Below are 11,953 nucleotides of genomic sequence, written 5' to 3'. Positions count from 1 at the left end.
CACGCCGCTCCTGGATGATCGGACCGCAGGTCTCCGCGCCCGTCGGCACGGTCAGGAACTGCTTCAGCTCACCACGCCGCTCGCCCCGGGTCCGGCGCTGGATTCGCCGGGGCCCGCTCCGTACAGCCTCGTCAGACGCTCGTCGCGCCGACCTCCACACCGTGCTCGGCGGCGAGACGGCGCAGGTCGTCGAGCTCGCCCTGCTCCACCTCGACGAGGAAGTCGTCGCCCTCGTCGCGAGCCCGGGACAGATCGGACTCGGTCGTCCTTATGCGCTGCAGAAGTCCTGCGGTGAATGCGTCCATGCTGCGCCCCCTCGTCCTGGGTCGTGGGTCGATGGCACGGGGGTGTGCCGTTCGGAAGGGACGATCACGTCTCCGGTGGATGCCCAGCGCCGCTCGGCTGGGCGGCGGCGGTGCCGGACACCCACGCCCGCCCTGCGGAAAAGCGGATTGATGCGCACCGCATGGTGGTGCGGTACCAGCAGAGTGTGATCGTGGGATGTAAAGCCGTCCTCCCCAAGCTCCCTTCCGTGGAAACCTAACCGGAGGAGAAAATCTCGTATTCCCCCTCGGGTCCGGTCCGCCCACCTGCCTTACCTCCGACTTATGGCCGAAAAGGGCAGGATGGAGAGCAACACACCACGGAAGACCCCTGCCCGCATGCACCCGTGAAGGGTCATGCGGGCGGACCTCAGGAAGGACCAGTGACGTGCGCGTACTCGTCGTCGAGGACGAGCAACTGCTCGCCGATGCGGTGGCCACCGGACTGCGCCGGGAGGCCATGGCCGTCGACGTCGTGTACGACGGCGCGGCCGCCCTGGAGCGCATCGGCGTCAACGACTACGACGTGGTCGTCCTCGACCGCGACCTCCCGCTCGTGCACGGCGACGACGTCTGCCGCAAGATCGTCGAGCTGGGCATGCCCACGCGCGTGCTGATGCTCACGGCGTCCGGCGACGTCAGCGACCGGGTCGAGGGCCTGGAGATCGGCGCCGACGACTACCTGCCCAAGCCGTTCGCCTTCAGCGAGCTCATCGCCCGGGTGCGCGCCCTGGGCCGGCGCACCAGTGTGCCCTTGCCGCCCGTCCTGGAGCGCGCCGGGATCAAGCTCGACCCCAACCGCCGCGAGGTCTTCCGCGACGGCAAGGAGGTCCAGCTCGCCCCCAAGGAGTTCGCCGTCCTGGAAGTGCTGATGCGCAGCGAGGGTGCCGTCGTCTCCGCGGAGCAGCTGCTGGAGAAGGCCTGGGACGAGAACACCGACCCGTTCACCAACGTCGTGCGCGTGACGGTCATGACCCTGCGCCGAAAGCTCGGCGAGCCGCCCGTGATCGTCACCGTCCCCGGCTCCGGCTACCGGATCTGATCCCATGGCAGCGACTCCCGCGCCCCCGCAGGCGCCCCCCAAGCCCACCTGGGACCCCAGGCGGCCCGTGCCGCCCGTCCCGTGGTTGCGCCCGACCATCCGCATACGGCTCACGCTGCTCTACGGCGGCATGTTCCTGATCGCCGGCATCCTGCTGCTGTCGATCATCTACCTCCTGGCCGCGCAGGCGCTGAACGTGGGCAGCGAGCTGCCGTTCAAGATCGTCGAGGGCAAGGTCACCAGCGACATCTGCAACCTGCCCGACCAGGCCTCGCCCAGCGAGTTCAACAACGCGATGAACCAGTGCGTCAACGATCAGCGCCAGCACGCCCTGGACAGTCTGCTCAGCCGCTCGCTCCTGGCCCTGCTGGGCCTCGCGGTCATCGCCTTCGCCTTCGGCTATGCCATGGCCGGCCGCGTGCTGTCCCCGCTGGGCCGGATCACCCGCACCGCACGCACGGTGGCGGGCTCCGACCTGTCCCGCCGGATCGAGCTGGACGGCCCGGACGACGAGCTGAAGGAGCTGGCGGACACCTTCGACGACATGCTGGAGCGGCTCCAACGCGCCTTCACCGCCCAGCAGCGCTTCGTCGGCAACGCCTCGCACGAGCTGAGAACGCCGCTGGCGATCAACCGCACGCTCCTCGAAGTGCACCTGTCCGACCCGAACGCGCCCGTGGAGCTCCAGCAGCTCGGCAAGACGCTGCTGGCCACCAACGAGCGCAGCGAGCAGCTCGTCGAGGGCCTGCTGCTGCTGGCCCGCAGCGACAACCAGGTCGTCGAGCGGGGCCCGGTGGACCTCGCCGAGGTCGCCTCACAGGCCATCGACCAGGTGCACGGCGAGGCCGAGGCCAAGGGCGTCCGGATCCGCGGCGAGCAGAAGCCCGCCGTCGTCCAGGGCAACGGCGTGCTGCTGGAGCGCATCGCGCTCAACCTCGTGCAGAACGCCGTGCGCTACAACGTGGCGGAAGAGGGCTGGGTGGAGGTCACCACCGAGGTCCAGCACGGCCAGGCGATCCTGGTCGTCTCGAACACGGGCCCGGTCGTCCCGGCGTACGAGATCGACAACCTCTTCGAGCCGTTCCGGCGGCTGCGTACGGAGCGAACGGGAAGTGACAAGGGCGTCGGGCTGGGCCTGTCCATCGTCCGGTCCGTGGCCCGGGCGCACGGCGGGCACATCTACGCCCAGCCGCGAGAGGGAGGTGGACTCGTCATGCGGGTCACGCTGCCCATCTGAGATCATGGCGCCGATCAACTCGGCGGCACACGGGGATGTTCGCTTTGCGCGGAATTTCTGAGACCTCTCCGCGTGCGCGCCGTGTGTGATCGATCACAGAGACGCCTTTCCGGCCATCTACTCTCCGTGATCATGCCCCCTGCCGGAAAGCCGGGAAAATCCCGGTTTTCAGGGGTCTTGATCACGGGAAGTACACGGTGAGACGCCTTTGGTGTGCGACATTCGGACCGTGTACGGTCCCCATCGCCATCCAAGCCGATCACTCGTGAGGGGTCCGGTTGGGTGTCGATTGAGTAACAGACCTTGATGTGAGGCAAAATCTCCGCCTCAGGTCGGGCACAAGTCCGGCCTCTCACGCGTTACGTGCGCTGGAGACACCGCAGACACCCAGAGGGGGAGAGCGACAATGGCAACCGATTACGACACTCCACGCAAGACCGACGACGACGTCGACTCGGACAGCCTCGAAGAGCTGAAGGCCCGCAGGAACGACAAGTCGGCCTCCGCAGTGGACGTCGACGAGTTCGAGGCCGCAGAAGGCCTCGAGCTGCCCGGCGCCGATCTCTCGAACGAGGAGCTCGCCGTCCGGGTGCTCCCGAAGCAGCAGGACGAGTTCACCTGCATGAGCTGCTTCCTGGTGCACCACCGCAGCCAGCTGGCCCGGGAGAAGAACGGTCAGCCGATCTGCCGCGACTGCGACTGAGGGCGGGTCGGCCGTGACTGGCTCGACCCCTCCCTGGAAGCGCCGCTTCTCCAAGCGGAAAGCGGACGAAGGGCCGGCAGACGGCCCGTGGCACGGCGCGCGTGACAACGAGCGAGGCTCCACCGGTACGGGGGCGGCCTCGCTCGAACCGGCAGCGGACCGGGCTGACCTCCCGGCGTCCGTGGACGTCCCCGCACCCGTCGCGAGGCGGACGGCGGGGACGTTCCGGCAACGGGCCAGAGAAGGCGCCCGCAAGAGTTCGGTACGGGCTCGGGCCACGCTCTCGTACCTGGCTGACCGGATCATCGAACTGGCCCCGCGGGTCCCCGTACGGGACCTGGCGACCCTCCGCAGGCAGTTCCCGGGCCTGGGGCCGGAAGAGCTCGCGGACAAACTCGTCGCGGGCGCCGCGGCGGCGACGGCGACGGTCGGAGCCGGTGTGGGCGCGGCGGCGATGCTCCCCGTGCCGCCCGCGATGCCGACGGAACTCGCCGCCGAGGTCACCGGCGTCGCCGCGATCGAGCTCAAGCTGATCGCCGAACTCCACGAGGTCTACGGCCTCCGGCCGCCCGGCAACCTCAAGCAGCGCAGCACCGCGTACCTCGACTCCTGGTCGGGAGAGCGCGGGATCGACGCGACCAAGCCGTCGACCGTGAGCACGGCGCTGAACAGCCGTATGAAGCGCGAACTGCGCCAGCGGATCATGAAGCGGATGGTCCGCAACATGCCGAACCTGATCCCGTTCCTGGTGGGCGCAGCCGTCGGCGCGGCCATGAACCGCAGCGAGACCAGAAAGCTCGCCGTCCGGATCCGCGAGGACCTGCGCAGGATCCAGGTGCCCTGGGAGGCCCTCGAGGCCCTTCCCGCCCTGGAACGCCCGGCGGACGCGCTCAAGATGGGCGAGATCACGCACGACCCCCTGGGCCGCCACGACCGCGACAGGCGCGACGGCGGGTACGACAAGCGCGACGGCGAGCACGACGGACGCGACCGCGGCCGCTGAGACCGCTCAGCCGGGCCCACGCGGAGGCGCAGGAGCCCACGCAGGGGTCACGCCCGGGCCGGTGGCCGGGTGACGCCCCGCGCGCATGTGCTACGCGGCCTTCGCCGCCCTCAGCGCCTCCGCCAGACGCTCCGGCTCGCGCGTGGAGAGGTACAGGTACGGAGTCGGGTCCTCCGGGTCCGTGACCTCCACGCGCAGAGCCGTGGGGATGTAGGCGCGCAGCAGGAGGAAGGCGCGGTGGTCGGCCTTGTGGGTGCGCCAGGCGCGGGCCTCCTCGGCGTCCAGCACCTCCGACTCGCCCAGTGCCGATACCGGGATCTTCGCCTCGCCCGCGATCAGGGAATCACCGACCACGCGGATGCGGATCGAGCCGTACGAACTCGCCGCGACGGCCGCGACCGCGGTACCGCCGGCCAGCCCGCCGAGCATCGGCAGCGTGCCGAACGGGAGCAGGATCAGGGCCATGGAGACCCCGACGAGGAACGAGATCAGCCACCAGGACCGCGGAGCGGTGAGGCGTTCTTCGTACGGGGCGGCGGAGAGCTGCATGGAGCCAAGCTTGACACGGTGTCCGGAACGGGCCGGCGCGCGGGTAAGGTCTCCGGCTGTGAGTCGTACTTCCGCAGCTCTTCAGCCGCCGGCCGACGCCGTGCAACCGGTGCGACATCCGGACGCTCCCGCGCCCGGTGAGCTCCTCGGTGCGCACTACGGCCAGTGCTTCGGCTGTGGCGGCGACCAGCCGCACGGGCTGCATCTGGAGGCACGGGCGGGCGAGGGTGTGTCGCTCACCGCCGAGTTCATCGTGCGGCCCGCCCACCAGGGCGCTCCGGGCCTCGCGCACGGCGGTGTGCTCGCCACCGCCCTGGACGAGACCCTCGGCTCGCTGAACTGGCTGCTGCGCACGATCGCCGTGACCGGACGGCTCGAGACCGACTTCGTACGGCCCGTGCCCGTCGGCACCACGCTGTACCTGGAGGCCGAGGTGACGGCGGTGGCCGGACGGAAGATCTTCTCGACCGCCACCGGACGCGTCGGCGGCCCGGACGGCCCCGTCGCGATCCGCGCCGACGCGCTCTTCGTCGAGGTGAAGGTCGACCACTTCGTGGACCACGGCCGCCGGGAGGAGATCCAGGCCGCCATGAACGACCCGGACCAGGCCAGGCGCGCCCGTGCCTTCGAGGTGAATCCGTGAGCCAGGGAGGCCTCTTGGGCCCCGGTGGCCTCACGAGCCCGGGCAACCAGTCGAGCCCGGGGAACCCCTTGAGCCAGGAGAGGCCGTTCAGCGTTGCAAGCCCCTCTGGCCTTGAAAGCGCCGAGAGCCCGGGCAACCCGTCGAGCCCGGGAAGCCTCTTGAGCCCTGTGGGCCCGATCGGCCCGGCGAGCCCCTCTGGTCCTGAAGGTGCCGTGAGCCCGCTGTGCCCCTCGGTCGCCTCGGCCTCCTCGGTCCCCTCCGCCCCTGCGGCTCCCTCAACCCTCTCAGCCCCGTTGCCCTCCATGCCCCCCACGAGCCCCGTGAGCCTGGAAGACCCCATGACTCCCACCAGCCCCGTGAGCCGTCAGCCGGTGGACGTGCTGATCCGGCGCGTCGACCCCGACGTCCCGCTTCCCTCGTACGCGCACCCCGGTGACGCGGGAGCCGATCTGCGCACCACCGAGGCGTGTCAACTGGCGCCGGGCGAGCGGGCCGTACTGCCCACGGGAGTGTCTGTGGCGCTGCCGGAGGGGTACGCGGCCTTCGTGCACCCGCGATCCGGTCTTGCCGCTCGCTGCGGCGTCGCCCTGGTGAATGCCCCGGGGACGGTTGATGCCGGGTACCGTGGGGAGATCAAGGTGATCGTGGTGAATCTCGACCCGCGCGAGGACGTGCGGTTCGAGCGCTTCGACCGGATTGCCCAACTGGTAGTCCAGCAGGTCGAGAGGGTCCGCTTCCAGGAGGTGGCGGAGCTTCCCGACTCCGCGCGGGCCGAGGGGGGCTTCGGGTCCACCGGAGGCCACGCCGTGGTGGACGGGACGAGCGGCACAAGCGGTCAGGCCGCCCTGGGCGGTCAGACGGGTGGGAATCGATACGCTTCGGTCGTATCCGACCGGGAAGGACAGTGACGTGTTCGGACGTCGCAAGAAGAGGGATGCCGCCGAGGACGCGGCCGGCGAGGCCGAGCAGGTCGTCGACGGGGTCGACAGTGAGGCGGGCGGCGAGGGCGAGCGCCTGAGGCTCGAGCCGGCGCCGCGGCCCGACGGACCTTGGGACAGCTCCGAGGTCCATGACCCGGCCGAGGGCCGGGTCGACCTGGGCGGTCTGTTCGTACCGGGCGTCGACGGCATGGAGCTGCGCGTCGAGGTGGCGGGCGACGCGATCGTGGCGGCCACGGTCGTGCTGCGGGACAGCGCGATCCAGCTCCAGGGTTTCGCCGCGCCCAAGCGTGAGGGCATCTGGGGCGAGGTGCGCGAGGAGATCGGCACCGGCATCACCCAGCAGGGTGGCATCGTCGACGAGGTCGAGGGGCCGCTGGGCTGGGAGCTGCGCGCCCAGGTGCCGGTGCAGCTGCCGGACGGCACCGGCGGCTTCCAGGTCGTGCGGTTCGTCGGCGTGGACGGCCCCCGCTGGTTCCTGCGCGGAGTCATCTCGGGTCAGGGTGCGGTGCAGCCGCAGGCCGCCGGGCTGCTCGAGCAGATCTTCCGGGACACGGTCGTGGTCCGCGGCGAGGGCCCGATGGCGCCCCGCGACCCGATCGTCCTGAAGCTGCCCAACGACGCCCAGATGGTGCCCGAGGGCGTCCAGCAGGAGGAGGGCTCCCGGTTCGCCGGCGGAATGGGCCAGCTCCAGCGCGGACCGGAGATCACCGAGGTCCGCTGAACCACAGAGACACACCAGGGCCGCACCCCGCCGGGGGCGCGGCCCTTTCTCGCGCGCGGAACCTTGACGGCGCATTGGTCCGTACCTAGCTTCTCCGTCCAACGCGTCTGTTCATAAAGGCGCTTCCTGTTCATATAAGAGAACGGAAGGCCCCCACGTATGCGCAGAACCGCACTGCTCGCGGCCGCGGCCGCCCTCGTCGCCGGCGTCCTCGCCTGGCCCGCCGACGCCGCTCCCCACACTTTCGTCCACCCCGGTGTCACCGTCTCCCAGGGGCAACTGGACTTCGCCCGCTCCAAGATCAACGCCGGTGCCCAGCCCTGGAAGGGCGCCTTCGACCAGATGATGGCGAGCAAGTACGCCGACCCGGACCGCACGCCCGAGCCCCGGGCCGTCGTCGAGTGCGGTCCGTACTCCAACCCCAACCACGGCTGCACCGACGAACGCGAGGACGCGATCGCCGCCTACACCCAGGCCTTCGCCTGGTACGTGACCCGCGACGAACGGCACGCGCGCAAGGCCATCGAGCTGATGGACGCCTGGTCGGCCGTGATCAAGGACCACACCGGCAGCAACGCGCCCCTCCAGACCGGCTGGGCGGGCTCCTCCTGGCCCAAGGCCGCCGAGATCATCAAGTACACCTACAGCGGGAACTGGGCGGGCTCGGGCCGCTTCGCCACCATGCTCCGCACCGTCTACCTGCCCGAGATCATCAACGGCTCCCACTCCAACGGAAACTGGGAGCTGTCGATGACGGAGGCCGCCGTCGGCATCTCCGTCTTCCTGGAGGACAAGGCGTCCTACGACAAGGCCATGGCGAGGTTCCGCACCCGGACGGCCGCCTACGTCTACCTCGACTCCGACGGCGACCTGCCGAAGACCGTGCCGAGCCAGAACCTCGACACCAGAGACAAGATCATCAAGTACTGGCAGGGGCAGTCGACCTTCGTCAACGGGATCAGTCAGGAGACCTGCCGGGACTTCACCCACACCGGCTACGGCCTCTCGGCCATCTCCCACGTGGCCGAGACCAGCCGCATCCAGGGACAGGACCTCTACGGCACCGACGTGGGCGAGCGACTGCGGCACGGGCTCGGCTTCCACGCCAAGTACCAGCTCGGCGCTGCCGTCCCCGCCTGGCTCTGCGGCGGCTCCCTCGAGCTCGGTCTCGGACCGGTCTCCGAGGTGGGCCACAACGCCCTGGCCAACCGTCTCGGACACGCCATGACCAACACCGGGACACTGACCCTGCGGGGCCGCCCCGCCGGCAGCAACAACCTCTTCGTCGCCTGGGAGACCCTCACCCACGGCGACAACCCCGCGTGAGGGTCTGAGCGGCCGGGCACGTCAGGGTTCCGTCAAAGACGGTCCCGCTGCCGCGCCCGGCACCCGTTTGCCGTAGTCGCCGGTCGTAAGGTCGACGCTGCGCAGACGTCAGACCGGAAGACAATGAGGCCATGGGACGCGGCAAGCTTCGGATCTACCTCGGTGCGGCACCGGGCGTCGGCAAGACGTACGCGATGCTCTCCGAGGCGCACCGCCGCGTCGAACGGGGCACGGACTGCGTGGTGGGCTTCGTCGAACACCACGACAGGCCGCGCACCGAAGTGATGCTGCACGGCCTGGAGCAGGTGCCGCGCAAACGGCTGGAGTACCGCGGCGGCGTCTTCCCGGAGATGGACCTCGACGCCGTCCTCGCCCGCCGCCCGCACGTCGCCCTGGTCGACGAACTCGCCCACACGAACATCCCAGGATCCCGCAACGCCAAGCGCTGGCAGGACGTGGAGGAGCTGCTGGCGGCCGGCGTCGACGTGATCTCGACCGTCAACATCCAGCACCTGGAGTCGCTGGGCGACGTCGTCGAGTCGATCACCGGAGTGCGGCAGCAGGAGACCGTCCCCGACGAGGTGGTACGACGAGCCGACCAGATCGAGCTGGTCGACATGTCGCCGGAGGCGCTGCGTCGGCGGATGGCGCACGGCAACATCTACCAGCCCGACAAGGTCGACGCGGCCCTGTCGAACTACTTCCGGCCCGGCAACCTGACCGCCCTGCGCGAGCTGGCGCTGCTGTGGGTGGCCGACCGGGTCGACGCCTACCTCACCCAGTACCGCAGCGAACACCGGGTGTCGGCGATCTGGGGCTCACGGGAGCGGATCGTGGTCGGGCTGACCGGCGGTCCCGAGGGCCGGACGCTGATCCGCCGGGGCGCGCGGCTGGCCGAGAAGGGCGCCGGCGGCGAGGTGCTGGCCGTCTACATATCCCGCAGCGACGGACTGACCTCGGCCTCGCCCAAGGAACTGGCCGTGCAGCGGACCCTGGTCGAGGATCTCGGCGGCACCTTCCACCACGTCGTCGGCGACGACATACCGGCCGCCCTGCTCGACTTCGCCCGTGGGGTGAACGCCACCCAGATCGTGCTCGGTTCCTCGCGCCGCAAGGCCTGGCAGTACGTCTTCGGACCCGGTGTCGGGGCGACGGTCGCCCGGGAGTCCGGGCCCGACCTCGACGTGCACATCGTCACCCACGACGAGGTCGCCAAGGGCCGCGGGCTGCCGGTCGCCCGGGACGCGCGCCTCGGACGGTCCCGGCGGGTGTGGGGCTGGCTGGTCGGTGTCGCCGGCCCGCCGGCCCTCGCGGCGCTGCTCAGCGCCGTCGACCTCGGCCTCGCCAACGACATGCTGCTCTTTCTGGCGCTGACGGTGGCGGCGGCCCTGCTCGGCGGGCTGTTCCCGGCACTGGCCTCGGCGGCGGTGGGGTCGCTGCTGCTGAACTACTTCTACACACCGCCCCTGCACCGGTGGACCATCGCCGACCCGAAGAACATCGTCGCCATCGTGATCTTCGTGGCCGTCGGCGCGGCGGTGGCCTCGGTGGTGGACCTGGCCGCCCGCCGCACCCACCAGGCGGCCCGGCTGCGGGCCGAGTCCGAGATCCTGTCCTTCCTCGCCGGCAACGTGCTGCGGGGCGAGACCGGCCTGGAGGACCTGCTGGAGCGGGTCCGCGAGACGTTCGGCATGGAGTCGGCGGCCCTGCTGGAGAGGACGAGCGACGTCGCGCCGTGGACCTGCGCCGGCCGCGTCGGCCAGGGGCGCCCCGTCGAACGGCCCGACCAGGCGGACGTGGACGTGCCGGTCGGTGACCACATGGCGCTGGCGCTGACGGGCCGCGTCCTGCCCGCCGAGGACCGCAGGGTGCTGGCCGCCTTCGCCGCCCAGGCCGCCGTCGTCCTGGACCGCCGCCGGCTCCAGGAGGAGGCCGACCGGGCCCGCGCGCTCGCCGAGGGCAACCGCATCCGTACGGCGCTGCTGGCCGCCGTCAGCCATGATCTGCGCACCCCGCTCGCCGGGATCAAGGCGGCGGTGTCCTCCCTGCGCTCCGAGGACGTCGAGTGGTCCGAGGAGGACCGGGCGGAGCTGCTGGAGGGCATCGAGGAGGGGGCCGACCGCCTCGACCACCTCGTCGGGAACCTCCTCGACATGTCCCGGCTCCAGACCGGCACGGTCACCCCGCTGATCCGCGAGATCGACCTCGACGAGGTGGTGCCGATGGCGCTCGGCGGCGTGCCCGAGGGCAGCGTCGACCTGGACGTCCCGGAGACGCTGCCGATGGTGCGGGTGGACCCCGGGCTGCTGGAGCGGGCGATGGCCAACCTGGTCGAGAACGCCGTCAAGTACAGCCCTCCCGGCACGCCCGTGCTGGTCGCCGCCAGCGCGCTCGCCGACCGGGTCGAGGTGCGGGTGGTCGACCGGGGGCCGGGCGTCCCCGACGAGGCCAAGGACCGCATATTCGAGCCCTTCCAGCGCTACGGCGACGCCCCGCGCGGCGCCGGAGTGGGCCTCGGGCTCGCGGTGGCACGGGGCTTCGCCGAGGCCATGAGCGGCACGCTCGCCGCCGAGGACACGCCCGGCGGCGGGCTCACCATGGTCCTCACCCTCCGCGCGGCGCGAACGCGCCCGGCGCCCCTCCCCACGGTGGAACCAGAAAGGCAGGCCTCATGACCCGGGTGCTGGTGGTCGACGACGAGCCGCAGATCGTGCGCGCTCTCGTGATCAACCTCAAGGCACGCAAGTACGAGGTCGACGCCGCCCACGACGGCACCACGGCCCTCGAGCTCGCCGCCGCCCGCCACCCCGACGTGGTCGTCCTCGACCTGGGCCTGCCCGACATGGACGGTGTCGACGTGATCAGAGGCCTGCGCGGCTGGACCCGGGTGCCGATCCTGGTGCTCTCCGCGCGGCACTCCTCCGACGAGAAGGTGGAGGCCCTCGATGCCGGCGCCGACGACTACGTCACCAAGCCGTTCGGCATGGACGAGCTGCTGGCCCGGCTCCGGGCCGCCGTGCGCCGGGCCGAGCCGGCCGGCGGCGGTGAGGACGACGTGGTGGTGGAGACCGACGAGTTCACCGTCGACCTCGCCGCGAAGAAGGTCGTCCGCGCCGGGAAGGACGTACGGCTGACGCCCACCGAGTGGCACCTGCTGGAGGTCCTCGTCCGAGGCGGCGGTCGCCTCGTCGGGCAGAAGCAGCTACTCCAGGAGGTGTGGGGGCCGTCGTACGGGACGGAGACGAACTATCTGCGCGTGTACATGGCACAGCTGCGGCGGAAGCTGGAGGCGGATCCCTCACATCCGAAGCACTTCATCACGGAGCCGGGGATGGGGTATCGGTTCGAGAAGTGAGCGGTGCGTCGGCGGCCGGGGGTCCGGGGGTCGCCCCCCGGGGGATGCGGCATCACGGAGCCGGGGATGGGGTATCGGTTCGAGAAGTAGGGCGCGCCCTGTGGGGTTAC

Annotated in this window: 12 protein-coding genes; 10 read left to right on the top strand and 2 right to left on the bottom strand. The window is 70.9% G+C overall.

Features of this window, described 5'->3' with window-relative positions; all coding sequences use genetic code 11:
• Nucleotides 1-131: 131 nt before the first annotated feature.
• Nucleotides 132-305, bottom strand: coding sequence for a hypothetical protein (locus ABZ016_RS32905; protein WP_345663588.1), 174 nt, complete (start codon nt 303-305; stop codon nt 132-134).
• A 406-nt stretch (nt 306-711) separates the two neighbouring features.
• Here ABZ016_RS32905 and ABZ016_RS32900 point away from each other — a divergent pair, with 406 nt between their 5' ends.
• The 4 genes from ABZ016_RS32900 to ABZ016_RS32885 all read left to right on the top strand — a co-directional run bounded on the left by ABZ016_RS32900 (nt 712) and on the right by ABZ016_RS32885 (nt 4,308).
• The gene (locus ABZ016_RS32900; protein WP_003993508.1) at nt 712-1,365 is read left to right on the top strand and encodes a response regulator transcription factor; all 654 of its coding nucleotides are present in this window, start codon (nt 712-714) and stop codon (nt 1,363-1,365) included.
• A gap of 4 nt (nt 1,366-1,369) precedes the next feature.
• The gene (locus ABZ016_RS32895; protein WP_356920352.1) at nt 1,370-2,602 is read left to right on the top strand and encodes a HAMP domain-containing sensor histidine kinase; all 1,233 of its coding nucleotides are present in this window, start codon (nt 1,370-1,372) and stop codon (nt 2,600-2,602) included.
• A 406-nt stretch (nt 2,603-3,008) separates the two neighbouring features.
• Complete coding sequence (locus ABZ016_RS32890) at nt 3,009-3,305, top strand: DUF4193 domain-containing protein (RefSeq protein WP_003993510.1); 297 nt, start codon at nt 3,009-3,011, stop codon at nt 3,303-3,305.
• A gap of 13 nt (nt 3,306-3,318) precedes the next feature.
• Nucleotides 3,319-4,308, top strand: coding sequence for a hypothetical protein (locus ABZ016_RS32885; RefSeq protein WP_356920351.1), 990 nt, complete (start codon nt 3,319-3,321; stop codon nt 4,306-4,308).
• Between the two features lie 90 nt (nt 4,309-4,398).
• Here the strand turns inward: ABZ016_RS32885 and ABZ016_RS32880 are convergent, their stop codons facing one another.
• Nucleotides 4,399-4,857 carry a DUF3093 domain-containing protein gene (locus ABZ016_RS32880; protein ID WP_356920350.1) on the bottom strand — a complete coding sequence of 153 codons (459 nt, stop codon included), beginning with the start codon at nt 4,855-4,857 and terminating at the stop codon, nt 4,399-4,401.
• A gap of 58 nt (nt 4,858-4,915) precedes the next feature.
• On the opposite strand from ABZ016_RS32880, the gene ABZ016_RS32875 reads away from it, so the two are divergent.
• The 6 genes from ABZ016_RS32875 (at nt 4,916) to ABZ016_RS32850 (ending at nt 11,843) form a co-directional block, all read left to right on the top strand.
• Nucleotides 4,916-5,500 carry a PaaI family thioesterase gene (locus tag ABZ016_RS32875; RefSeq protein ID WP_356920349.1) on the top strand — a complete coding sequence of 195 codons (585 nt, stop codon included), beginning with the start codon at nt 4,916-4,918 and terminating at the stop codon, nt 5,498-5,500.
• 356 nt (nt 5,501-5,856) lie between these two features.
• Complete coding sequence (dut, locus tag ABZ016_RS32870; protein ID WP_356920354.1) at nt 5,857-6,408, top strand: dUTP diphosphatase; 552 nt, start codon at nt 5,857-5,859, stop codon at nt 6,406-6,408.
• Nucleotide 6,409: 1 nt separating this feature from the next.
• Nucleotides 6,410-7,162, top strand: coding sequence for a DUF3710 domain-containing protein (locus ABZ016_RS32865; protein WP_356920348.1), 753 nt, complete (start codon nt 6,410-6,412; stop codon nt 7,160-7,162).
• Nucleotides 7,163-7,321: 159 nt separating this feature from the next.
• Nucleotides 7,322-8,488, top strand: coding sequence for an alginate lyase family protein (locus ABZ016_RS32860; protein WP_356920347.1), 1,167 nt, complete (start codon nt 7,322-7,324; stop codon nt 8,486-8,488).
• Nucleotides 8,489-8,619: 131 nt separating this feature from the next.
• Nucleotides 8,620-11,163, top strand: a complete 2,544-nt coding sequence (locus tag ABZ016_RS32855) for a sensor histidine kinase KdpD (RefSeq protein ID WP_356920346.1) — start codon at nt 8,620-8,622, stop codon at nt 11,161-11,163.
• Nucleotides 11,160-11,843, top strand: coding sequence for a response regulator (locus ABZ016_RS32850; RefSeq protein ID WP_356920345.1), 684 nt, complete (start codon nt 11,160-11,162; stop codon nt 11,841-11,843). The genes ABZ016_RS32855 and ABZ016_RS32850 overlap by 4 nt, the downstream gene beginning before the upstream one ends.
• Nucleotides 11,844-11,953 lie beyond the last annotated feature (110 nt).

The organism is Streptomyces sp. NPDC006372 (assembly GCF_040612515.1).
In the GTDB taxonomy this organism is placed as follows: Bacteria; Actinomycetota; Actinomycetes; order Streptomycetales; family Streptomycetaceae; genus Streptomyces.
Note: the sequence above shows the minus strand (reverse complement) of the source record. Positions and strands in the feature narration are given on the sequence as shown.

Coding starts and splice junctions, on each gene's coding strand:
- ABZ016_RS32855 (WP_356920346.1), top strand. CDS start 8,620: ATGGGACGCGGCAAGCTTCGGATCTACCTCGGTGCGGCACCGGGCGTC.
- ABZ016_RS32850 (WP_356920345.1), top strand. CDS start 11,160: ATGACCCGGGTGCTGGTGGTCGACGACGAGCCGCAGATCGTGCGCGCT.
- ABZ016_RS32880 (WP_356920350.1), bottom strand. CDS start 4,857: ATGCAGCTCTCCGCCGCCCCGTACGAAGAACGCCTCACCGCTCCGCGG.
- ABZ016_RS32895 (WP_356920352.1), top strand. CDS start 1,370: ATGGCAGCGACTCCCGCGCCCCCGCAGGCGCCCCCCAAGCCCACCTGG.
- ABZ016_RS32890 (WP_003993510.1), top strand. CDS start 3,009: ATGGCAACCGATTACGACACTCCACGCAAGACCGACGACGACGTCGAC.
- ABZ016_RS32860 (WP_356920347.1), top strand. CDS start 7,322: ATGCGCAGAACCGCACTGCTCGCGGCCGCGGCCGCCCTCGTCGCCGGC.
- ABZ016_RS32905 (WP_345663588.1), bottom strand. CDS start 305: ATGGACGCATTCACCGCAGGACTTCTGCAGCGCATAAGGACGACCGAG.